The sequence below is a fragment of the Amycolatopsis sp. NPDC003676 genome (genome assembly GCF_053587275.1).
Window position 1 is genome coordinate 1 of record NZ_JBSFNS010000016.1, and the last position, 21,904, is coordinate 21,904.

Annotated in this window: 18 protein-coding genes and 1 tRNA gene; 6 read left to right on the forward strand and 13 right to left on the reverse strand. The window is 69.9% G+C overall.

Going from position 1 to position 21,904, the window contains the following annotated elements; translation table 11 throughout:
• Positions 1 to 159 precede the first annotated feature (159 nt).
• The 6 genes from rho to argS form a co-directional block, all read right to left on the reverse strand.
• Positions 160 to 2,190 carry a transcription termination factor Rho gene (gene rho / locus ACWDNU_RS13035; protein ID WP_449668955.1) on the reverse strand — a complete coding sequence of 677 codons (2,031 nt, stop codon included), beginning with the start codon at positions 2,188 to 2,190 and terminating at the stop codon, positions 160 to 162.
• 406 nt (positions 2,191 to 2,596) lie between these two features.
• On the reverse strand, positions 2,597 to 3,478 hold the full coding sequence (gene thrB, locus ACWDNU_RS13040; RefSeq protein WP_449669039.1) for a homoserine kinase: 882 nt from the start codon (positions 3,476 to 3,478) through the stop codon (positions 2,597 to 2,599).
• A 124-nt stretch (positions 3,479 to 3,602) separates the two neighbouring features.
• Positions 3,603 to 4,658 carry a threonine synthase gene (gene thrC, locus ACWDNU_RS13045; RefSeq protein WP_449668956.1) on the reverse strand — a complete coding sequence of 352 codons (1,056 nt, stop codon included), beginning with the start codon at positions 4,656 to 4,658 and terminating at the stop codon, positions 3,603 to 3,605.
• Positions 4,655 to 5,929 (reverse strand): homoserine dehydrogenase, encoded by a 1,275-nt coding sequence (locus ACWDNU_RS13050; RefSeq protein WP_370940684.1) that lies wholly within the window; start codon positions 5,927 to 5,929, stop codon positions 4,655 to 4,657. The genes thrC and ACWDNU_RS13050 overlap by 4 nt, the downstream gene beginning before the upstream one ends.
• Before the next feature lie 63 nt (positions 5,930 to 5,992).
• A complete protein-coding gene (lysA, locus tag ACWDNU_RS13055) occupies positions 5,993 to 7,423 on the reverse strand; it encodes a diaminopimelate decarboxylase (protein ID WP_370934630.1) in 1,431 nt (476 codons plus the stop codon).
• A gap of 3 nt (positions 7,424 to 7,426) precedes the next feature.
• Positions 7,427 to 9,091 (reverse strand): arginine--tRNA ligase, encoded by a 1,665-nt coding sequence (gene argS / locus ACWDNU_RS13060; protein ID WP_370934629.1) that lies wholly within the window; start codon positions 9,089 to 9,091, stop codon positions 7,427 to 7,429.
• A 203-nt stretch (positions 9,092 to 9,294) separates the two neighbouring features.
• Between argS and ACWDNU_RS13065 the strand changes: the two genes are divergently transcribed.
• Positions 9,295 to 10,134 (forward strand): DUF3105 domain-containing protein, encoded by an 840-nt coding sequence (locus tag ACWDNU_RS13065; RefSeq protein ID WP_449668957.1) that lies wholly within the window; start codon positions 9,295 to 9,297, stop codon positions 10,132 to 10,134.
• A gap of 107 nt (positions 10,135 to 10,241) precedes the next feature.
• Positions 10,242 to 10,892: a DUF305 domain-containing protein gene (locus ACWDNU_RS13070; protein ID WP_370940683.1), complete on the forward strand. Its 651-nt coding sequence runs from the start codon at positions 10,242 to 10,244 to the stop codon at positions 10,890 to 10,892.
• Positions 10,893 to 10,936: 44 nt separating this feature from the next.
• Here ACWDNU_RS13070 and ACWDNU_RS13075 read toward each other — a convergent pair whose 3' ends face one another.
• From ACWDNU_RS13075 to ACWDNU_RS13085, 3 genes are all read right to left on the reverse strand, one after another.
• Complete coding sequence (locus ACWDNU_RS13075) at positions 10,937 to 11,533, reverse strand: flavin reductase family protein (protein ID WP_449668958.1); 597 nt, start codon at positions 11,531 to 11,533, stop codon at positions 10,937 to 10,939.
• Between the two features lie 10 nt (positions 11,534 to 11,543).
• On the reverse strand, positions 11,544 to 12,464 hold the full coding sequence (locus ACWDNU_RS13080; RefSeq protein ID WP_449668959.1) for a cation diffusion facilitator family transporter: 921 nt from the start codon (positions 12,462 to 12,464) through the stop codon (positions 11,544 to 11,546).
• A gap of 134 nt (positions 12,465 to 12,598) precedes the next feature.
• Positions 12,599 to 13,720 carry an epoxide hydrolase family protein gene (locus ACWDNU_RS13085; RefSeq protein ID WP_449668960.1) on the reverse strand — a complete coding sequence of 374 codons (1,122 nt, stop codon included), beginning with the start codon at positions 13,718 to 13,720 and terminating at the stop codon, positions 12,599 to 12,601.
• Positions 13,721 to 13,825: 105 nt separating this feature from the next.
• Here ACWDNU_RS13085 and ACWDNU_RS13090 point away from each other — a divergent pair.
• Positions 13,826 to 13,898: transfer RNA gene (locus tag ACWDNU_RS13090), tRNA-Arg, on the forward strand.
• Between the two features lie 56 nt (positions 13,899 to 13,954).
• Here the strand turns inward: ACWDNU_RS13090 and ACWDNU_RS13095 are convergent.
• Both ACWDNU_RS13095 and ACWDNU_RS13100 read right to left on the reverse strand, forming a co-directional pair.
• Complete coding sequence (locus ACWDNU_RS13095; protein WP_449668961.1) at positions 13,955 to 14,617, reverse strand: response regulator; 663 nt, start codon at positions 14,615 to 14,617, stop codon at positions 13,955 to 13,957.
• Entirely contained in the window at positions 14,614 to 15,690 is a 1,077-nt protein-coding gene (locus tag ACWDNU_RS13100; protein WP_449668962.1) for a sensor histidine kinase, read from the reverse strand. Before ACWDNU_RS13100 ends, ACWDNU_RS13095 begins: the two co-directional genes overlap by 4 nt.
• Before the next feature lie 208 nt (positions 15,691 to 15,898).
• Here ACWDNU_RS13100 and ACWDNU_RS13105 point away from each other — a divergent pair, with 208 nt between their 5' ends.
• The gene (locus ACWDNU_RS13105) at positions 15,899 to 17,275 is read left to right on the forward strand and encodes an alpha/beta hydrolase family protein (protein WP_449668963.1); all 1,377 of its coding nucleotides are present in this window, start codon (positions 15,899 to 15,901) and stop codon (positions 17,273 to 17,275) included.
• Between the two features lie 206 nt (positions 17,276 to 17,481).
• Here the strand turns inward: ACWDNU_RS13105 and ACWDNU_RS13110 are convergent, their stop codons facing one another.
• Entirely contained in the window at positions 17,482 to 17,937 is a 456-nt protein-coding gene (locus tag ACWDNU_RS13110) for a MarR family winged helix-turn-helix transcriptional regulator (protein ID WP_370934533.1), read from the reverse strand.
• Positions 17,938 to 18,020: 83 nt separating this feature from the next.
• Here ACWDNU_RS13110 and ACWDNU_RS13115 point away from each other — a divergent pair, with 83 nt between their 5' ends.
• The gene (locus ACWDNU_RS13115) at positions 18,021 to 18,350 is read left to right on the forward strand and encodes a rhodanese-like domain-containing protein (RefSeq protein WP_449668964.1); all 330 of its coding nucleotides are present in this window, start codon (positions 18,021 to 18,023) and stop codon (positions 18,348 to 18,350) included.
• A 17-nt stretch (positions 18,351 to 18,367) separates the two neighbouring features.
• Positions 18,368 to 18,943, forward strand: a complete 576-nt coding sequence (locus ACWDNU_RS13120; protein ID WP_449668965.1) for a YceI family protein — start codon at positions 18,368 to 18,370, stop codon at positions 18,941 to 18,943.
• 63 nt (positions 18,944 to 19,006) lie between these two features.
• On the opposite strand, the gene ACWDNU_RS13125 is transcribed toward ACWDNU_RS13120, so the two are convergent.
• The gene (locus ACWDNU_RS13125; RefSeq protein ID WP_449668966.1) at positions 19,007 to 21,838 is read right to left on the reverse strand and encodes an AfsR/SARP family transcriptional regulator; all 2,832 of its coding nucleotides are present in this window, start codon (positions 21,836 to 21,838) and stop codon (positions 19,007 to 19,009) included.
• Positions 21,839 to 21,904 lie beyond the last annotated feature (66 nt).

A 21,904-nucleotide genomic window follows, 5' to 3' on the forward strand; every position in this document is an offset into this window, starting at 1 on the left:
CGATGTTCGTGCGGTCGATGTAGCTGACGACGTAACACAGCACCAGCAGCGGCATGACGCGCCGGGCGATCGTGCGATAGGTCGCTTTGCGGTCGCCACAACGCACACCGGCCCGCCCCGAAAGTCATGGGGGCGGGCCGGTGTGCGTTCAGGCGAGACTCAGTCGTCGTCTCCGCCGCCGAGCGCGGTCTTCGAGACCTGCATCAGGAATTCGATGTTGGTCTTCGTCTTGCGCAGACGCGAGATCAGCAGGTCGATGGCCTGCTGCGAGTCCAGCGCGTGCAGCACGCGGTGCAGCTTGTGCGTGACCGCGAGCTCGTCCGGCGAGAGCAGCAGCTCTTCCTTGCGGGTGCCGGACGGGTTGACGTCGACCGCCGGGAACACGCGGCGCTCGGAGATCTTGCGGTCCAGCTTGAGCTCCGCGTTGCCGGTGCCCTTGAACTCCTCGAAGATCACCGTGTCCATCGTGGACCCGGTCTCCACCATCGCGGTCGCGAAGATGGTGAGCGAGCCGCCGTTCTCGATGTTGCGCGCGGCGCCGAGGAAACGCTTCGGCGGGTACAGCGCGGTCGAGTCGACACCACCGGACAGGATCCGGCCCGACGCGGGCGCGGCCAGGTTGTAGGCCCGGCCGAGACGGGTGATCGAGTCGAGCAGGACGACCACGTCGTGACCCATTTCGACCAGGCGCTTGGCCCGTTCGATGGACAGCTCGGCGACCGAGGTGTGGTCGGACGGCGGGCGGTCGAAGGTGGAGGCGATGACCTCGCCCTTCACCGACCGCTGCATGTCGGTGACCTCTTCCGGGCGCTCGTCGACCAGCACGACCATGAGGTGGGCCTCAGGGTTGTTCGTGGTGATCGCGTTCGCGATGTCCTGCATGATCGTCGTCTTACCGGCCTTGGGCGGGGACACGATCAGCGCTCGCTGGCCCTTGCCGACCGGCATGATCAGGTCGATCACACGGGTGGTGAGCTTGTGCGGCTCGGTCTCGAGGCGCAGCCGCTCGTTCGGGTACAGCGGGGTCAGCTTGGTGAAGTCGGGACGGCGCTTGGCCTCGTCCGGCTCCAGGCCGTTGATCGAGTCGACGCGCACCAGCGGGTTGAACTTCTGCCGCTGCTGCTCACCCTCGCGCGGCTGGCGCACGACACCGGTGATCGCGTCGCCGCGGCGCAGGCCGAACTTGCGGACCAGCGACAGCGACACGTACACGTCGTTCGGCCCGGCGAGGTAGCCCGAGGTGCGCACGAACGCGTAGTTGTCGAGCACGTCCAGGATGCCGGCGACCGGCAGCAGGACGTCGTCCTCGCGGATCTCGGTGTCCGGCGCGCCGCCCTCGCGCTGGCCGCCACCGCTGCCCCGGCGGCGACGGTCGCGGAAGCGACGGCCGCGGCGGCCGCCTTCCTCGTCGTCGTCCTGCGGGCCGTTGTTCCGGTTGTCGCGGTTGTCCTGCTGGTTCCGCTGCCGGTTGTCGCGGTCCTGCCGGTTGTCCTGACCGCCGCGGTTGTCGCGGTTGTCCTGCCGGTTGTCGCCGCCGCGGTTGTCGCGGTTGTTCTCCCGGTTGTCGCGGCCGCCGTTGTCCCGGCTGTCGCGGTTGTCCCGGTTGTTGTCGCGGTTGCCGCCCTGGCGGTCGCCGCGCTGGCCGTCGCCCCGGTTCGCGCCGCCGCGACGACGGCGGTTGCGGCCGCCTTCCTCGGACTGGCCGTCGGACTGCTGGCCCTCGGAACGGTCGTGGCGCTCCGGGCGCTCCTGCGCGGCGGGCTTGCCGTCCTGCGCGGTCTCCGCCTTCGGGGCCTCGGCCTTGGGAGCCTCCGCCTGCACCGGCTCGGCCTTCGGCTCCGCCTGGGGAGCGTCCGCCTTCGGCGCGTCGGCCTTGGCCCGGCGAGCGGGTTTGTCGGCCTTCTCCGCCTTGACCGGCTCGCCGACGCCGTCGAGCGGCAGCGTCTCGGCCGTCGCGGCGGTGCGCTTCTTGCTCTTGCCCTGGCGCTCGCGGATCGCGGCGATCAGGTCCCCCTTGCGCATGCCGGTGGTCTCGCCCACACCCAGTTCGCCCGCCAGCTGGCGGAGCTCGGCGATGACCATTCCGGACAGGCCCCCGGTGCGGCGCTTCGGAGCGGCCGCGGCCCCATTGGTCTCAGCGGCCGCGGCGGGGGTCTCCACGTCGCCGCTCAACAGATCGGTGTTGCTCACACATGTCCTTCCTGACCGATCCACGTTCCAGGTGGATCAGCGGACTGCCGCCGGTAGCGAGACGGCTTCTGCCTCCGATGCGGACGGCTCGCGCCCAGCCGTGCGAGACACAGCGAAGCGCCGCCAGCACAGGGTGTTTGCCCCCTCCGGACGGAGAAAGCGGAATTCGGCACCGCCGGAACCGGAAACCCGCCTGCGTCCCTCCGCCTCCCGCGTGCCGGGCGGTGCGGAATCGGCGGATCGACGAAGGATGCGGACCGGAGCCGCCGCTAGGGGCGAACAGGCCCGGCATCGGGTGCGGAAACGCACGGTGATCGAACGCCCCCGAGGGTAGACCGCGCCCTGTCCGGGTGCAACAACCACCCCCCGCGTGGCGCACGCTGCCGTCCAGCCTGTGACCAGGTCGTCACCTGGCCACAACCTGCACGCCATCGCGGTCGACGGGCAATTCGGCGACGTCGAAGCCCGTAACGTCCACGCCCGCCGGGAGTATTCCCGTCAGCGTGAGAGCGAGCACAGTCGGACCGGCCCCGGAGATGGTCGCGGGAACGCCGTGGGCACGCAGCGTGCGCACCAATTCGGTGCTCGCCGGGTACGCCTCGGCGCGGTAATCCTGGTGCAACCGGTCCTCGGTCGCGGCCATCAGCAGTTCCGGCCGCTCGGTGACGGCCAGCACGGCGAGCGCCGCCCGTCCCGCGCTGTGCGCCGCGTCGGCGTGCGGGACCTGGGGCGGAAGCAGGCCGCGCGTCGTGTTGGTGGACGACTTCTCCGCGGGCACCGCGACTACCGGCCGGATCGCCGCGTTCGGCTCCACGCGTTCGGCACGGAACCGGCCGTTTTCCGACCACGCCACCACGAGCCCGCCGAACAGGCTCGCCGCCGCGTTGTCCGCGTGGCCCTCGAACTCGGCTGCGAGCTGGATCGCGTCGGCGTCGAGCGGACGCTCCGCCAGCGCGTAACCCAGCGCCACGCCGGTCACCACCGCGGCCGCCGACGACCCAAGGCCGCGCGCGTGCGGAATGCTGTTGTGGCAACGAAGGTGCAGACCGGGCGGCCGGACGTCCAGGTGCTCGCAGGCCCGCCGGAGCGCGCGGACCACCAGGTGAGACTCGTCGGTCGGCACGTCCTCGACGCCGCCCGCTCCTGCGTCGAGCACTTCGATTTTCAGGCCGCCCTCGGTGACCTGCAGTTCGACCACGTCGTAGCGGGCGAGGGCGAGGCCGAGCGCGTCGAATCCCGGGCCGAGGTTGGCGCTCGACGCCGGGACCGTCGCGCGGAATCCGCTCAGCGCCGTCACGACCGCGCCCCAATGTGGCGTTCGGTGCGTGAGATCGCCCCAATGTGGCATTGGGTGCATGCGACGCACCCAATGCCACATTGGGGCGCTGTGATCGGGGCGAGTGGCGCGCGGGTCATCGCAGGTCCAGCGCCGCCGCCACGGCCGTCGGGTCGACCGCGAGCGGTTCCACCTCGACGTTGCCTTCCAGCGCCGTGGCCGGGTCTTTCAGGCCGTGCCCGGTGACCGTGCAGACGACCTTCGAGCCCTTCGGCAGCCGTCCGTCCGCCGCGGTGGCCAGCAGGCCGGCCACGCTCGTCGCGGACGCGGGCTCCACGAAGACGCCCTCGCGACGGGCCAGCAGCCGGTACGCCTCAAGGATCTTCTCGTCGGTGATCGCGTCGAACAGGCCGTTGGATTCGGCGCGCGCGTGCACCGCGCCGTCCCACGAAGCGGGGCTGCCGATGCGGATCGCGGTCGCGATGGTGTCCGGGTCCGAGACCGGTTCGCCGTGCACCAGCGGCGCGGCGCCGGCGGCCTGGAAACCGAACATCCGCGGGGTGTTCTTGACCACACCGTCGGCCGCGTACTCCGAATAGCCCTTCCAGTACGCGGTGATGTTGCCCGCGTTGCCGACCGGGAGGCAGTGCACGTCCGGGGCCTCGCCGAGGACGTCGCAGATCTCGAACGCCGCGGTCTTCTGCCCGGCGATGCGCACCGGATTGACCGAGTTGACCAGGGTGACCGGATAGTCCGCCGCGGTCTTGCGGGCGAGTTCGAGGCAATCGTCGAAATTGCCGTCGACCTGGAGGATCCGCGCGCCGTGCAGCACCGCCTGGGCGAGCTTGCCCATCGCGATCTTGCCTTGCGGCACCAGCACCGCGCAGGTGAGCCCGGCCCGCGCGGCGTACGCGGCGGCCGAGGCCGAAGTGTTGCCGGTGGACGCGCAGATCACCGCTTTGAGGCCGCTTGCCAGCGCGTGCGTGATCGCCACGGTCATCCCGCGGTCCTTGAACGAGCCGGTCGGGTTCGCGCCCTCGACCTTCAGGTACACCTCGGAACCGGTCAGCTCCGACAAGTGCGCGGCGGGCAGCAGCGGCGTGTTGCCCTCGCCGAGCGTCACTACGTGAGCCCCGTCGGGGACCGGAATCCGGTCGCGGTACGCCTCAATGATCCCCGGCCAGGAACTCATGCGTCTTCGCCTTCCACCCGCATCACGCTGACAACCTCGTGCACCACATCGAGTTTCGCGATTTCGTCCACAGTGGACTGCAAGGCCGCGTCCGGCGCAAGGTGCGTCACCACGACGAGGCTCGCCGTGTCGTTCGCGTCGCGCTGGCGCACCGCGGCGATGCTCACGCCGTGCGCCGCAAACGCTTGCGCCACCTGGGCGAGCACACCCGCGCGGTCCGCGACGTCGAGGCTCACGTGGTAGCGCGTCGGCGTCTGGCCCATCGGCCGCACCGGCAGCGCGGCGTGCGCCGATTCGCGCGGGCCGCGGCCGCCGAGCACCTGGTTGCGCGCCACCGCGACGAGGTCGCCGAGCACCGCGCTGGCGGTCGGCGCACCACCGGCGCCCTGGCCGTAGAACATCAGCTCGCCAGCAGCGTCCGCCTCGACGTAGACCGCGTTGAACGCGCCGCCGACGCCGGCCAGCTGGTGGCTGCGCGGAATCATCACCGGGTGCACGCGAGCGGAGACCGACTCCGCACCGTCGTCCGCCGTCACCCGTTCGCAAATCGCCAACAGCTTCACCGTGCGGCCAAGCGTGCGCGCGGCGGCCAGATCGGACGCCGTGACGTCCGCGATGCCTTCGCGGTGCACGTCTTTCGCGGTGACCCGGGAGTGGAACGCCAGCGAGGCAAGGATCGCGGCCTTCGACGCGGCGTCGTAGCCGTCGACGTCGGCCGTCGGGTCCGCCTCCGCGTAGCCGAGGCGGCTCGCCTCGTCCAGCGTTTCGGCGTAGCCCGCGCCGGTGGCGTCCATCGCGGAAAGGATGTAGTTGGTGGTGCCGTTGACGATCCCCATCACGCGGGTGATCCGGTCGCCCGCCAGCGATTCGCGCAGCGGGCGCAGCAGCGGGATGGCCCCGGCCACGGCGGCTTCGAAGTACAGATCGACGCCCGCCGCGTCGGCCGCCTCGAACAGCTCGGCCGAATGCTCGGCGAGCAGCGCCTTGTTGGCGGTGACCACGGATTTGCCCGCGTTCAGCGCGGTGACCAGCCAGCTGCGCACCGGGTCGATCCCGCCGACCAGTTCGACCACGACGTCGACGTCGTCCCGCGCCACCAGCGCGGCGGCGTCGTCAGTGAGCAGTTCGGCGGGCAGCTCCGGGTGCTTGTCCGGACGCCGCACGGCGATGCCGACCAGTTCCACCGGCGCGCCCGCGCGGGCGGCCAGTTCCCCGGCCTGTTCGGTGAGCAGCCGGGCGACCTCGCTGCCGACCGTGCCGCAGCCGAGCATCGCGACCCGGATGGGCGCACGGTCCGCCGGAGACAGGCTTTTTGGAGACACTGTGGACACTTCTCAAACCTCCAGGCGCAGCATGTCGTCCGTCGTCTCCCTGCGCAGCAGCAGCCGGGCGGCGCCGTTGCGCACGGCGACCACCGCGGGCCGCGGCAGCCGGTTGTAGCCACTGGCCATCGCGTAGCAGTAGGCGCCGGTCGCCGCGACGCCCAGCAGGTCGCCGGGAGCCAGCGTGTCTGGCAGCCAGCAGTCTCGGACGACGATGTCGCCGGACTCACAGTGTTTTCCCACCACGCGAGACAACGCCGGGGTCACCGGCTCGTCGCCGTCGGAGGCGGACCGCGAAACCACGCGGCAGTCGTACACCGCGTCGTAGAGCGCCGTGCGGATGTTGTCGCTCATGCCGCCGTCGACGCTGACGTACCGGCGGGCGGTCTCGTCGCCGAGCGCGACGTCCTTGATCGTGCCCACTTCGTACAGCGTGAACGTGCCCGGACCGGCGATCGCGCGGCCGGGTTCGCCCGCGATGCGCGGCACCGGAAGATCGGCGTACGCGCATTCCTTGCGGACGATCTCGCGGATCTGCGTGATCATCTGCGAGGGTGGCGGCGGGTTGTCCTTTTCGGTGTAGGCGATGCCGAAACCGCCGCCGAGGTCGACGACGTTCATCTGCTCCAGCAGTTCCGGGCCGTGCTCCTTGGCCAGTTCCGCGAGCAGGCCGACGACGCGGCGCGCGGCCACCTCGAACCCGTCGGCGTCGAAGATCTGCGAACCGATGTGGCTGTGCAGGCCGATCAGTTTGAGCGACGGAGCGTTCAGCACCCGGCGCACGGCCTCGGCGGCGTCGCCGGAAGCCAGCGAGAAACCGAACTTCTGGTCCTCGTGCGCGGTCGCGATGAACTCGTGGGTGTGCGCCTCGACGCCGACCGTCACCCGGACGAGGACCTTCTGCTCGACCTCGTGCGCGGCGGCGACTTCGGCGAGCCGGGCGATCTCGTAGTACGAGTCGACCACCACGGTGCCGACGCCCGCTTCGACGGCCGCGTCGAGTTCGGCGACCGATTTGTTGTTGCCGTGGAACGTGATCCGCTCCACCGGGAAGTTCGCGCGCTGCGCGACGGCCAGTTCGCCGCCGCTGCAGACGTCGAGGCTCAGCCCCTGTTCGGCCACCCAGCGGGCGACCTCGACGGACAGGAACGCCTTCGACGCGTAGTGCACGAGCGCCGGGTCGTCGAACGCCTCGGCGTAGTCGGCGCAGCGGGACTTGAAGTCCGCCTCGTCGACCACGAACAGCGGCGTGCCGTACGTCTGCGCGAGGTCGCGCACGTCGACGCCGGCGATCCGCACGACGCCGTCCGCGGCGCGATATACGTTGCGCGGCCACACTTTCGCGGGCAGCTGGTCGAGTTCGCCCGCACTCGCGGGCGGGAACCCGGAGGCGTCGGCATGGGGGTAGACGTCGGCGTGGCGGGGGCCCGCGGGGTGCGCCATTGTTTACATCCGTTCCGGAGCGGAGACACCGAGCAGCGACAGGCCGTTCGCCAGAACCTGGCGCGCGGCTTCACACAGAGCGAGCCGGGCGTACGTGAGGGGGGTGGCCTCCTCGTCGCCCTGCGGGAGGACCCGGCCCACGGTGTAGAACTTGTGGTACGCGCCGGCCAGTTCCTCGAGGTAGCGGGCCACGCGATGCGGTTCGCGCATCTCCGCCGCCCGCCGCACCACGGCGGGGAATTCGCCGATGGTGCGGATCAGGTCGCCTTCTGCAGGCAGGGTGAGCAGTCCGAAATCGACGTCCTCGCCGGACCCGTCGGTCTTCAGGCCGAGGTCCGCCGCGCCGCGCCGCAGCGACGACAGCCGGGCGTGCGCGTACTGCACGTAGTAGACCGGGTTGTCGTTGGAATGCTTGCGCAGCAAGTCCAAATCGATGTCCAAAGAGGAATCGACGGAGTAGCGGATCAGCTCGTAGCGGGCCGGGTCGACGCCGACCGCCTCCACGAGGTCCTCGAGCGTGATCACGGTGCCCGCTCGCTTGGACATCCGCACCGGTTTGCCGTCGCTGACCAGGTTCACCATCTGGCCGATCAGCACCTCGACCGTGGCCGGGTCGTCGCCGAACGCCGCGGCGGCCGCCTTGAGCCGCGCGATGTAGCCGTGGTGGTCCGCGCCGAGCATGTAGATGCACAGGTCGTGGCCGCGGTTGCGCTTGTCCTTGAAGTAGGCCAGGTCGCCCGCGATGTAGGCGGTGTTGCCGTCCTTCTTGATGACGACCCGGTCCTTGTCGTCGCCGTACTCGCTGGACTTGAGCCACCAGGCGCCGTCGGCGAAGTAGAGGTTGCCGGAGTCCTTGAGCTGCTGCACCGCCGCGTCGACCGCGCCCGATTCGTGCAGCGAGTTCTCGTGGAAGTAGACGTCGAAGTCGGTGCCGAACTCGTGCAGGCTCTGCTTGATCTGGCTGAACATCAGCTCGATGCCGATGCGCCGGAAGGTCTCGTTCCGCTCGTCCTCGGGCAGGCTCAGCGCGCTCGGCTCGGCCTTGATCACCTCGGCCGCGATGTCGCTGATGTACCCGCCCGCGTAGCCGTCCTCCGGCGCGGGCTCGCCCTTCGCGGCGGCGATCAGCGAGCGCACGAACCGGTCGATCTGCGCGCCGGCGTCGTTGAAGTAGTACTCGCGGGTGACGTCCGCGCCCTGCGCGCCGAGCACCCGGCCCAGCGCGTCGCCGACCGCGGCCCAGCGCGTGCCGCCGAGGTGGATCGGGCCGGTCGGGTTCGCCGAGACGAACTCCAGGTTGATCCGGCGCCCGGCGAGCGCGTCGCCCCGGCCGTACTCCGCGCCCGCGGCCAGCACCTGGCGCACGACCTCGCCCTGCGCGTCCGCGGCGAGCCGGAAGTTGAGGAAGCCCGGCCCGGCGACCTCGGCCGCGGCCACGCCGTCCGCGCCCGCGACGACCTCGGCGAGCGCCTCGGCGAACTCGCGCGGCTTCAGCCCGGCTTTCTTGGCCACCTGCAGCGCGAGGTTGGTCGCGTAGTCTCCGTGGTCCGGGTTGCGCGGGCGTTCGATGGTCACGGTCTCCGGCAGCACGGCGGCGTCGACGCCTCGTGCGGCGAGGACCTGCACGGCGGAGCTGCGGACCAGATCGGCGAGAGCGGCGGGAGTCACTCGCCGGATTCTAGGTGCGCTTCGGCCGCGCGGTTCCGGCGGTACAGGCTGGCGAGACGGCGGGCACACCGGAGGCGGATGTTCCGCTCGCCGGGGCGCCTCGCGGGTGTTCACGGTGATCGCACGCCCGGTCTCTACACTGGGCTACCGGCAGGGTTCCGTCCGGATCCCTCCCCCGCTCTCACGAGGAGATCTCGGCAATCATGGCCAACGGGACCACCAAGAAGAAGGGCTCGTCCGCGGCCGCGCTGAAGGCGGCGAAGAACCGCTCGGTCGTCGCGGGCAAGCGGACGCCCTGGGGCACCATCATCGGCGTCGTCGTGGTGGTCGCCCTGCTGGCCGGCGTCATCGTCTACTACCTGCAGGCCTCCGCGCCCAAGCGCGACCAGGCCTCCCGGGACGAGGCCGCCGCCGCCTTCGCGCCGACCGCGAGCAATCCGGACCCGTCGAAGAAGATCCCCGGCGTGATCACCAAGCAGTACACCGGTTCGGTGCACATTCTGCCCACCGAACGGGTGGCCTACGACCAGAGCCCGCCGTTCGGCGGCCCGCACGACGGGTACTGGGCCACCTGCACCGGCGTCGTGTACCCGGAAGCGGTGCGCAACGAGAACATGGTGCACTCGCTCGAGCACGGCACGGTGTGGATCGCCTACAACCCGGACAAGGTCAAGGGCGACCAGCTGCCGCTGCTGGAGGCGCGGGTCAAGGGCAAGCCGTACACGATGATGTCGCCCTACCCCGGCCTGGACAAGCCGATCTCGCTGCAGTCGTGGGGCCACCAGCTGAAGCTGGACAGCGCCGACGACCCGCGCATCGACCAGTTCATCGCCGCGCTGCGGACCAACCCGAACGGCGTGTACCCGGAGATCGGCGCCTCGTGCGACGCGCTCGGCAAGGGCATGTTCGACCCGAGCAACCCGCCGAAGTTCGACCCGAGCAAGCCGGGCAAGGACGCGAAGCCGATGGACTACAAGGGCAGCACCGGGGCGCAGAACGAGCAGCAGCCCGGCATGCCGGGCACCCCGCCCGCGGGGCAGTGACCGTGGGCGGCTCCGAAGAAGACCGGGCCGGGACGGGCGGCGTCGAATCCGTCCCGTCGGCCGCCGAGGAGTCCGCTCCGGCGGAGCGGACCGGCTGGTCCCGGTGGGTGGTCATCGGCGGCACGCTGATCGCCGTGCTGCTGGTCGGGGCCGCGATCGGCGTCTTCGCGACGCGGCTCACCGACGGCAGCGACGCGGTGCCGGCGACGCCGGGCGCGGGTTCGGTCGAGGTCGGGTTCGCCCAGGACATGTCGGTGCACCACCTGCAGGCGGTCACCATGGCCGGCTGGGCGCGCGACCACTCGACCGACCCGGAGATCCGCCAGCTCGCGTTCGACATCGAGCGCACGCAGACCGAGCAGGTCGGGCGGATGAAGGGCTGGCTCATGCTCTGGGACCAGCCGGAGCAGGCGACCGGTGCCTACATGACGTGGATGACCGAGCCGATGGGCCACGCGGGCATGCAGATGCCGACCAGCAGCCCGGCGGGCGGCGCGCCGATGCCCGGCATGGCCACCGACGCGGACCTCGCGAAGCTGCGCTCGCTGTCCGGGCGTGCGCTGGACGTCGAGTTCCTTCAGCTGATGCTGCGCCACCACCAGGGCGGCGTCGCGATGGCCGAGTACGCGCAGGACCACACGTCGGTCGACGCGGTGAAAGCGTTGTGCCGCAGCATGTTGGTGTCGCAGGGCGCCGAGATGGACCAGATGAAGCTCATGCTGAAGGGGCGGAACGCGCAGCCGCTGCCCGCTCCCTGAAATAGCTCGTGAGTGTTGATCACGGTTCTAACCGTGATCAACACTCACGAGCTTTTGTACGTGGGCCGTGCCAATTCTTTGATGTCGCCCAGCGTGCCCCATTCGTCGCGGCCCAGCCGGGACAGCGGGCGCAGCCGGTCGATCATCGGGTGGTCGCCGTCGAGGACGTCCTCGTTGACCGCGAGGTGCACGACCCGGCCGAACACCACTGTCGAACGGCCGAAACCGACCGTGCTGTGCAGTTCGCATTCGAACGCCACCGGCGATTCCGCCACGCGCGGCGGGCGGACCTTCAGGCTCGGCTCGCGGGTCAGCCCGGCCTCGTCGAATTCGCTCATCTCCGGCGGGAAATCCGCGCCGGTCGCGTTGATCTGCTCGAAAAGCGGCTCGGGCGCGAGGTTGACCACGAATTGCCGCGTCGATTCGACATTGCGCAGGGTGTCTTTCCGCCCGACCGAGGTGAACTGCAGGACCGCGGGCGCGGCCGACGCGACGGTGAAGAACGAATGCGGCGCGAGGTTGTCGACCCCGGCTCGCGAGGTGCTCGACACCCAGGCGATCGGCCGCGGCACGACGGTCGCGGTCATCAGGTGGTAGAACGCGTTCGGGGCGAGCTGGGCGGGGTCGAAGTCCTTGCGCATGGTCCCCGGTCTACCAGGACAGCTCCGCGCATCGGCGGGCGCATTGCGGTCCCTCGACCTGAAGCGTCGCGTGTTTGATCTCGTAGCGGACCGACAGCAGGTCTTGCGCCTTGGTGAGCACAGTGGACTGTTCGGCTTCGGCGCTCACCGTCAGGTGGGCCGAGGCGACCTCCATGCCCGAGGTCAGCGTCCAGACGTGCAGGTCGTGCACGTCCGCGACGCCCGGGAGCGCGGCGAGTTCGATGCTGATCTCGCCGACGTCGACGCCGGCGGGCGCGTGCTGGAAGAGGATCCGCAGCGCGCGGCGGGCGAGCGTCCAGGTGCGCGGGAGGACGAACAATCCGATGGCGACACCGATGATCGGGTCGGCGTAGCGCCAGCCGGTGGTGAGCGTGATCGCGCCGCTGAGCAGCACGCCGACCGAGCCGACGAGGTCAGCCAGCACCTCGAGGTACGCGCCGCGGACGTTCAGGCTTTCCTTCGCGCCTGAGCGCAGCACCAGGAAGGACACGATGTTCGCGCCGAGGCCAGCCGCGGCGGCGAGCAGCACCGGCAGGCCAGGCACCTCCGGCGGATCGGTAATCCGCCCGATCGCCTCGACCGCCACATACCCGGCGACCCCGAACAGCAGCACCGCATTGGCAAGCGCGGCAAGGACTTCCGCCCGGTACATGCCGAACGTACGGCTGGGCGTCGGCCCGCTGCGGCGCGCGAGCACGATCGCGGCGAGCGCCATTCCGACGCCGAGGACGTCGGTGAACATGTGCGCGGCGTCGGAGATCAGCGCGAGCGAGCCCGTGGCGAAGCCCACGGCGAACTCCAGCACCATGAACCCGGCACCGACCGCGAGAGCGATCAGCAGCGCGCGGACGTAGCGGCCGGACGCGCTCGCCGGAGCGGCGGTGTGCCCGTGGCCATGCCCGTGTCCCATCGCTCGCCTCCCAAGTTTCGGTGTCGAGAGGAATATATAGTGACATGCGCATATGTGCAATACAGGGTAGCCTAACTTCACTCTAATGCCTGGTGACGCGTTTCTCCCAGCCCTGTTCCGCGAGGTGGGAAAGATCAGCGCACGAGCCGGAAGAAGCCGCGAATCTGCTCGACGAGCGATGCCGGTTGTTCCATCGCCGCAAAGTGCCCGCCCCGGGGCAACCGCTCGAACCAGCGCAGATCGGTGTACTTCAGCTCCGCCTGCCGCCGCGACGGGCGAATGATGTCGCACGGGTAGACGGAGATTCCGGACGGCGCGGTGACGAGATCGCCAAAGCTGCGGAAGCTCTCCCAGTACAGCCGCGCGGACGACGTCGCCGACGCGGTGAACCAGTACGCCGAGATCGCGTCGAGGAGCTGCTGCCGGGTGACGGCGTCCTCCGGGTGGCCGTTGTTGTCGGTCCAGGCCCAGAACTTCTCGGCGATCCAGGCCGCCTGTCCCGCCGGCGAGTCGGTGAGGCCGTAGCCGAGAGTTTGCGGACGCGTGCCCTGCTGCCCCGAGTAGCCCTGGCCAGTGCGCCGGAACTCGGCCGCCGCCCGCGCGCCGTCGCGCTCCTCGTCGGTCTCGTCCTCGAACTGGCCTTGAGGCGCAGCCGCCATGTTGACGTGCACGCCCGCGACCCGCTCCGGCGCCACCTCTCCGAGCGCGCCCGAGACCGCCGAACCCCAGTCCCCGCCCTGCGCGCCGTACCGCTCGTAGCCGAGGGAGACCATCAACTGATCCCAGGCGGTCGCGATTTTCCGGACGCCCCAACCGGCCTGGCTCGGCTTGTCGCTCCAGCCGTACCCCGGCAACGAAGGCGCGACGACGTGGAACGCGTCCGCCGGATCGCCGCCGTGCGCCCGCGGATCGGTCAGCGGGCCGAGGATGTCGAGGAATTCGAGCACCGATCCCGGCCAGCCGTGCGTGATCACCAGCGGAAACGCGTCCGGCTCCGGCGAGCGGAGGTGGACGTAGTGAATCCCGAGGCCGTCGATCTCCTGGCGGAACTGCGGGAAGACGTTGAGCCTCGCGGCGAACCCGAAGTCATAGTCCTCAGCCCAGCTCCGGCAGAGCTCCTGGCCATACGCGAGCGGCAGCCCTTGCGACCAGTCGCCGACGGTCTCCGCCTCCGGCCACCGGGTGCGCCGCAACCGCGCCCGCACGTCGTCGATGTCCTCGTCCGCCACCCTGACCTGGAACGGCTCGGCGCTCACCGCCGCCTCCCTCCGCGTCGACGGTTCGACGCTACCGCGCTAAGCACCCTCTGTGCGCGGTCGTGAGAGGGCATGCGCTAGGCTTTGTTCAGTTCGCGCAAGCGAGCCCTCGTAGCTCAGGGGATAGAGCACTGCCCTCCGGAGGCAGGTGTCGCAGGTTCGAATCCTGCCGAGGGCACATCATCGGCCGATACTCGAAATCGCCTTCACGGTGCGGGTATCGGCCAGTTTTATTTATCCCGCCGGGTGGATGAGGCGGCTTTCGTAAGCGAAGATCACGGCCTGGATCCGGTCGCGGAGTTCGAGTTTGTGCAGGATCCGCCCCAGGTGGGACTTCACCGTCGCCTCCGCGAGGTGCAGCGCGGTGGCGATCTCGGCGTTCGAAAGACCGGAACCCACCTGGACGAGCACCTCGCGCTCGCGGGCGCTGAGTCTGCTCAGGCGCTCGTCGCTGGCGGCGTCTGCGTCGGGCAGGTGCGGGCGGAATTTCTCCAGCAGGCGGTGGGTGACGCGCGGGGAGACCACCGCGTTGCCCGCGGCCACGGTGCGGATCGCGGCGAGCAACTCCTCGGGTCTGGCGTTCTTGAGCAGGAAGCCCGAGGCTCCGGCTTTGAGCCCGGCGAAGGCGTATTCGTCGAGGTCGAACGTGGTGAGGATCAGGACTCTGGTCTGCGGGCGGCTTCGGAGGATCTGCCGGGTCGCCTCGATTCCGTCGACCGTCGGCATGCGGACGTCCATGAGGACGACGTCGGGGCGGAGGTCGACGGCTAGGCGGGTGGCGTCGGCGCCGTTCGCCGCTTCACCGACCGGTTCCAGGTCCGGCTCGGCGTCCAGAACCAGGCTGAATGCCATACGCAGCAACGCTTCGTCGTCGGCGATCAGGATGCGGATCGTCATGCGGACTCCGCTGAGGCACCGAAGGCGAGGCGGGTGTGCACTCCCCAGCCGCCGCCGGGAAGCGGTCCGGCCAGCACCGTGCCTCCATAGACTGCCGCGCGCTCGCGCATGCCGGTGATGCCGTTGCCGGAGCCGGGGGACGTCGGCGGACCGGTGTCGGTGACATCCACGGTGACGGTGTCGGCGGCGCATTCGATCCGGACCTTCGCGTGCGTGTCGGCGGGGGTGTGCCTGAGCGTGTTGGTCAAGGCTTCCTGGACCAGGCGGTAGACGGTCAGTTGCGCGGTCGCGGGGATGTGCGTGTGGCTGCCGTCAAGGTCGAGGCTGGTCGGGAGTCCGGCGGCGGACATCTGCTCTGCGAGGGTTTCCAGTTGCGCGATGCCGGGCAGCGGGTGGCGCGCTGCGTCGGGTTCGTCGGTGCGCAGGAGGCCTAGCGAACGGCGCATGTCGGTCAGGGCCTGTCGGCCGGTTTCGGAGACCTGGAGCATCGCGGTGGTGGCCTTGTCTGGCGACCGCGGCTGGGCGGAGACGGCAGCGTCGGTGAGCGCGACCATGACGGACAGGTTGTGGGTGACGATGTCGTGCATCTCCCTGGTGATCCGGGCTCGTTCCTCGGCGACGGCCCGTTCCCGCACGGCTTCCAGGTAGGCGCGTGCGGTCCGCTTGTTCACCCCGAGGACGGCCGCGGCGATGACCATCGCGGTGAGCGCGGCGAACGGGGTCAGGAACGCACCGTCGCCCGCCCAGCGCAGGCAGGCGAGGACGGCCCCGATCTCCACCACGGCGACCGCGACGAACGTGACGCGCTTGCCCGAGTTCGCGGCCACTGTGTAGAGCGCCACCAGCAATGCGATGTCCGCGGGGAGCTGGATGCCCACCAGCCACTGGACTGCGGCCGCGGTTGCCACCGCGCCGAACACCGTGAGCGGGGCTCGGCGTCGCCACACCAAGGGCAGCGCGAGTGCGGCGGTGAGTGTGGCGGCCACCGGTAGCTCCGCGGGTGTCCACATGGTCAAGACGTGAAGCAGGAGAAGCGCGGGCAGCAGGGAATCCCGCACCCGCTCGGTCGTCATCTGGCAAGCGTAGGCGGACGGCCCGCCGCGCACATGAGCCTGACGTCTGACCGCCACGGGCCGGATTGCGACTGCGGAAGGACTTCCGATACCTCCTGTGGTCGTAGTGCGGCCGCTGGTCCGGGTGCTCGATTGCCACTGGGGACGGGGTGGAGATCGGGTCCGGAGAGCGATGTGGCCGGGCTGGTCCGGCACCGAATATGGCGGCATGAACCTGCTGGAAATCCTCACGGCGCTCGGCGCCGTCGCGCTGGTGGCAGCGCACTGGCTACCCGCCGCTGCCCGCCCGCGCTTCACCGTCGCGGCGGGGGCGGTGTTCGTGCTGTCCGCTATCGCGCTCTGCGTGACTGGGATCCGCTGGCAGCTGCTGCCGGTGCTGGCGGGCGGTCTTGTCGCGGTGCCCTTCGCCTTCTCCCCGCTGGTGCGGGCTCGTTGGTGGCTGACGTTGCCGGGATCGGTGTTCTGCGTCTGCCTGATCACCGCCGGACCCGTGACCGCGTGGGCCTTTCCCGTCCCCGTCTTCCCTACGCCCTCCGGCAGCTTCGCGGTCGGCACCCGGGTGCTGCAGTGGACCGACCCGGACCGTCCCGAGACCTTCACCGCCGATCCGCGGGACCACCGCACGGTCGTGGCCCAGCTCTGGTACCCCGCTAACGCCCCAGCGGACGCGCCGCGTGCCCAGTACCTCGGACGCACTGTCTCCGAAGCACGCACCGTCTCCGAAGCCCTCGCCGGCGGAGTCGGCCTGCCGGGTTTCCTGTTCGACGGTGTTCCGCGCGCCCGCACCCACGCGATCCCCGACGCCCCGGTGGCCGTCGAGGGCGGACGGTTCCCGGTCGTGCTGTTCTCGCCGGGGTCGAGCGGGGTGCGCACCCAGAACACCGCATGGGCGGAGGAAATCGCCAGCCACGGCTATGTGGTCGTCGCGCTAGACCACCCGTACGACTCCGCCGCCGTCGTGCTCGCCGACGGCCGGACGATCACCAGCGCTACGTCCTCCACCGGCGACCGGGATGAGGACGACAGGTTGGCTGACGACTGGACCTCGATCCGAGCCGCCGACCTCAGCTTCGCACTGACCCGGCTCGGCACCGACCCGCTGACCGCCCGCCTCGACACCAGTCGGGTCGCCGTGACCGGACACTCGATGGGTGGCGCCGCCGCGCTGCTGGCGGCCAGGCGGGATCACCGGTTCACCGCCGTCATCAATCTGGACGGTTACCCTCGCGGGCCTTTGTCGCCGTTGCTTGATCAGCCGACGCTCGCGCTCACCCAGGCCGTCACTCCGGCCACCGATCCGCGCTATCTGCCTCGGCTTACCGAGGTGCTCACGCGGGGTACGGCGACGAACTACCGACTCACCATTCCTGGTGCCGCGCATCTCACCTTCACTGATGGCCCGTTGTACCTGCCGCCGGTGCCTTCGATCGTCGGGTCGCTGGGTCGCGTTGAGAGTCCGCGTGTGGTGGCCGCTGCCAGTCTGGCTTTTCTGGATTCCGTGCTGCGCAAGGGATCTGGTGATCTTGCGGGCGCTTTGTCGAGCTACGGGGAGCTCACGGTGTTTCGTCCTGGCAACGGGCGCTGATCGCCCGTGATCAGCGGTGCGATTCGGCTCGTTCGCGTGCCCAGCGCACGAATTCCAGCGCGTTCTCTCGCTGCGATTCGGTGGCGGCCAGGTCGAGCAAGCGTCCGCTCGCGATCAAGGAGCGCGGTCAAAAACGGCCAGCTGTCGTCGGCCAAGCGGGTCCAGTTCAGCGACAACGGGACCGCCGACCACCGGTGGAGGTTGCGTTAGACCGGCCGCGAGGTCTTCCCGCTTTCGGCGACCCGCAGCAACGCCTTCCCGATCACCGCCGCCTCCTCGTCGGTGACGTGCGCTGAGAAATGCCGTTCGATGCTCCGCAGGTAAACCGGCGCTGTCTTGCGCAGCGCGCGGACCCCGTCATCGGTGATCACCGCCCAGCTGACCCGGCGGTCGTCCGGTTCCGGGCGCTTCGTCACCAGCTCGGCCCGCACCATCTCGTCGATCAGCCGGCTCACCCGGGTCCGGCTGAGCACCACCCGGTCGGCGACCTCCGCCATCCGCAGCCCGTTCTTCCCCGCCGCGTTCAGTTCCAGCAGGACGTCGTACCAAGCCAGGGGCACAGTTCCGCCCCGTTGCACGTCGGTTTCGATGGCTCGCACCGCGGCACTGTGCGCGAGCAGCATCGCCCGCCAGGCCTCCAGTCCGATCTTCGGGTCGCTCACCCGCCCAGTGTAGTTCATTGCGTGCGGGCGCACCTAATGTATAGAGTGCGTGCGTACGCACATAAATTCTTCGAGGAGGTCCGATGGTCAAGCCCATCACGCGGGACGAGGTCAAGCGGCGAATCGACGCCGGGTCGGCGATCGTCGTCGAGGCGCTGCCCGCCGACTATTACGCGAAGGCGCATCTGCCCGGCGCGCTGAATCTGCCGGTGGACGACGTCGAGAAGCTCGCCCCTGCCCTGTTGCCGCGCAAGGATTCCGCGGTCATCGTCTACTGCGCCGACTCGCCCTGCCAGAACTCGGGCAACGTCGCGAAGCAGCTGTCGGAACTCGGATACACCCAGGTCTTCGACTACGACGAGGGCAAAGCCGACTGGATCGCAGCCGGACTGCCGACCGAATCCGGGAACTGAGAGGACTGGTACTCGACATGGCAGACGCGACATCCGCCACCCGCGTAGTCGCCGGGGTGGAACTTCCGGCGGCGGGCACGTGGAAGGTGGACCCCGGGCACGCCGAGGTCGGGTTCGTCGGCAGGCATTTCCTGCTCACCAAGGTTCGCGGCCGGTTCATCGGCGTGGACGCGACGCTGGAAATCGGCGAGCGGATCGAAGACACCACAGTGCGCGCGGTCATCGAGATGGCCACAGTGGACAGTGGCGACCAGACCCGGGACGACCATCTCCGTTCCGGCGATTTCTTCGACGTGGAACATCACCCGCGAGCCACGTTCGAATCGGTCTCGGTCACCGCGACCGGAAGCCACGCGACCATGGTCGGAAACCTGACCATCAAAGAAGTTTCGCGTCCGGTCACGCTCGCTGTGGAGTATCTCGGGCACGCGCGCGACCCATGGGGAAACGATCGCGCGGTGTTCTCCGCTCGAGGCAAGATCAACCGCGAGGATTGGGGTCTGGTCTGGAACATGGTGCTTCAATCGGGCGGGCTTCTCGTGTCGAAGGAAATCGAACTCGTCCTGGAGATCGAGGCGATCCGCTCCTCCTGATCGGACAGATCCCGCGCGCTGAACCGGCCGGGTTGGCCGTCGTTGCCAACCCGGCCGGGCGGCTTAAGCCATCACCGCAGCGGCCAATTCGAACTGTTCCCGCGCCGCCGCGTCGTCACCCCGGGCCTGCAGGCAAGCCCCCAGCCGATTACGAACCTCGATCTCCGCCCACGGCGACATTTGATCTGTCAACGCGCCTAACGCCCGCCGATGATACGAGAGCGCCACATCCAAACTCCCCAAATCCTGTACCGCGGAACCAAGCCGAGACAGCGAACTCACCAGCAACAGCCGATCCTCGACCCGCTCCGCCAATCCGACTGCCTCGCGCAAGGCTTCCGCCGCTTCCGCCGAACGGCCCAGATGCAGCCGGACGCTGCCGATGTGGCTGGAGACCCGACCCAGCATCGCCGGATTGCCCGTCGCCACCGCGACTTCCCGCGATTCGGCGAAGCAGGCGAGCGAGAGTTCGTAATCGCCCTGTTTGAAATGCACGTAACCGAGTCCGGAAACCGCCCGTTCGACCAGCCAGCTGTCCGCTACCTCGGCGGCCAGCGTTCGCGCCTCGGTCAACACTTGCTCCGCTTCATCGAGCGGTCCGGCGAGCATCGTGACCATTCCCAGCCCGCACAAACCTCGCGCGGTTTCGCGCCGGTCACCGTTTTCGCGGCTGATTCGCAGTCCTTCTTCGCACCATTTCCTGGCCTGGGCGGAATCTCCCAGCGCGAGGTGTGCCCAGCCGAGCCCGAAGCGCAGTGCCGTCGCCATCCGCCGGTCCGCCACGTTGTCCACTTCGGACAGCACGACTTCCAGCAGGGCAAGGCATTCCCGGTAGCGGATGCGCCGCACGAGATAGTCGACGGCGCCCTCGGCGATCCAGCACGCGTAGTCCGCGTGCCCGGCCGCGACCGCGGACGAGACCACTTCCACGAGGTCGCCCGCCTGGTCCAGCCAGGCCGAAGCGTCCGTTAGCCTGGCGAACGGCGAGTCGGGGAGTTCCGGACCCGTGGGGAAACCGGGTTCGCCCCATTCGCTCGCGCCGCGGCAGGCCTGCAGGTACACCCCGAGTCCGCTGGCGACATCGGGTTCGTCCCCGGCGAGGCGGCGGGCGTAAACCGCGACCAGGTCGTGCATTCGGTACCGGCCCGCGGCGAAAGCCTGCACGAGGTTCGCGTCGACCAGGTCCTCCAGCACGCTTTCCGCGGCACGCCGGGAGCAGCCGAGCATCGCGGCGAGGACCAGTTCGTCGAATTCAGGCGCCGGCGCGCGGCCCAGCGTGCGGAAGGCGCGTTGCGCGTCAGCCGGAAGCTGATCGTAGGAAAGCCGGAATGCGGCCTCGACGCTGCGTTCCTCCGCAGTCAGTTCGCTGAGCCTGCCGGTGTCGTCGGCGAGCCGGTCCGCCAAATCCCGGAAAGTCCACATCGGACGGTTCTGCAGCCGGGCTCCCGCGATGCGCAGGGCGAGCGGAAGCCGTCCGCAAAGGCTGGCCAGTTCGCGCACCGCCTCGCGTTCCTGACCTGCGCGAGCTGGGCCGACGATCCTGCTCAATAGGCCAGCCGCGGCGTCGGAAGTCAACGGCCCCAAGGAAATCCGGCGTTCAACGTCCAAACCGGGCAGTCGGCGGCGGCTGGTGATCAGCACCCGGTTGCCGGTTCCGCCGGGCAGCAGCGGGCGGACCTGTTCGGCGCTGACGGCGTCGTCCAGCACCAGCACCAAACGCAGCGGAGCGGTCGCGGCGCGCCAGTTCGCGGACAGTTCGTCCAGGTCGTCCGGAATGTTCTGGTCGTTGACGCCCGCCGAACGCAGCAACCGGCGCACGACCCGCACCGGCGCGAGCGGAGCCCGGCTGGTGCTGTGCCCGTGCAGGCCAACAAACAAACACCCGTCGGGATGTTCCTCGCGCAGCAACTGGGCCGCGCGCACCGCCAGCGCCGTCTTTCCGGCCCCGGGCACACCGTCCACCGCGGACACCGCGCTCCCCGGCGAGGCGAGCCGGGCCAGTTCGTCGTCGCGGCCGGCCAACTCTCCGACGTCGTGCGGCAGTTCGTCCCGGATTCGCGGCGGCGATGCGGGCCGGGACGCGACATCGAGCGCACCGTCATCGCCGCGCAGTACCGCTTCGTGCACGCGACGCAGGTCTTCGCTGGGTTCGAGCCCCAGCTCATCGCGCATCCGGACGCGGAACTCGCGCCAGGTGTCGAGCGCGTCGGACTGCCGGCCAGCGCCGTAGAAGGCCCGCATGAGCAGCCCGGTCAGCGATTCGCGATCCGGATGCTCGGCGAGCAGCGCCGACACCTCGCTGATCGCCGATTCGTACTCCCCCAGCCGGATCAGCGCGTCCGTGCGGCCTTCGACCAGCCCGACGCGGCGTTCGCCGAACCGGCGCCGCTCCCGTTCGGCGAACGGGCCGGGCAGTCCGGCCAGCGGAACGCCCTCGTAGAAGGCCAGCGCCTGGCCGTATCCGTCCGCCGCCGCGGCGAGCGCACCGGCCGCGGCCGCCTTCTTGGCGCGAGCGGCGAGCTCCTCGACCCGCACGGCGTCCACCCCGACGCCCGCCCCGGCGAACCGGTACCCGCCGGGGTCGGTCCGCAGCACCGATTTCGCGTCCGCACCGGCCGCGGCCAGGGATTTCCGCAGCTGATAGATGTAGCCGGGCACGCCGTCGCTCTCCGGCGGACGCTCGCCCCACACCCGGTCGACCAACTCGGCTCGGCTGACCGTGACGTCCGGCCGCAGGAGCAGCGCGACCAGCACCGTCGTCCGCAGCACCGGCCCGAACTCCAGCGGTTGCCCGCCGTACCAGCCGCGGACCGGTCCGAGCACGGCGAACTCCAGCCGGGACCCGGGCTCGCGCTCCGCCGCTGCCCGGCCGGTTCGCGCGGCACCCGATGACATACCGAGAGTTTAAAGCAGCTCTCCCGGTGTCCCCCAGGAGAGCTACCCGCAGGTGTCCACTGCGCG

Coding starts and splice junctions, on each gene's coding strand:
- thrC (WP_449668956.1), bottom strand. CDS start 4,658: ATGAGTTCCTGGCCGGGGATCATTGAGGCGTACCGCGACCGGATTCCG.
- ACWDNU_RS13050 (WP_370940684.1), bottom strand. CDS start 5,929: ATGCTCGGCTGCGGCACGGTCGGCAGCGAGGTCGCCCGGCTGCTCACC.
- lysA (WP_370934630.1), bottom strand. CDS start 7,423: ATGGCGCACCCCGCGGGCCCCCGCCACGCCGACGTCTACCCCCATGCC.
- ACWDNU_RS13065 (WP_449668957.1), top strand. CDS start 9,295: ATGGCCAACGGGACCACCAAGAAGAAGGGCTCGTCCGCGGCCGCGCTG.
- ACWDNU_RS13075 (WP_449668958.1), bottom strand. CDS start 11,533: ATGCGCAAGGACTTCGACCCCGCCCAGCTCGCCCCGAACGCGTTCTAC.
- ACWDNU_RS13080 (WP_449668959.1), bottom strand. CDS start 12,464: ATGGGACACGGGCATGGCCACGGGCACACCGCCGCTCCGGCGAGCGCG.
- ACWDNU_RS13095 (WP_449668961.1), bottom strand. CDS start 14,617: ATGACGATCCGCATCCTGATCGCCGACGACGAAGCGTTGCTGCGTATG.
- ACWDNU_RS13100 (WP_449668962.1), bottom strand. CDS start 15,690: ATGACGACCGAGCGGGTGCGGGATTCCCTGCTGCCCGCGCTTCTCCTG.
- ACWDNU_RS13105 (WP_449668963.1), top strand. CDS start 15,899: ATGAACCTGCTGGAAATCCTCACGGCGCTCGGCGCCGTCGCGCTGGTG.
- ACWDNU_RS13115 (WP_449668964.1), top strand. CDS start 18,021: ATGGTCAAGCCCATCACGCGGGACGAGGTCAAGCGGCGAATCGACGCC.
- ACWDNU_RS13120 (WP_449668965.1), top strand. CDS start 18,368: ATGGCAGACGCGACATCCGCCACCCGCGTAGTCGCCGGGGTGGAACTT.
- ACWDNU_RS13125 (WP_449668966.1), bottom strand. CDS start 21,838: ATGTCATCGGGTGCCGCGCGAACCGGCCGGGCAGCGGCGGAGCGCGAG.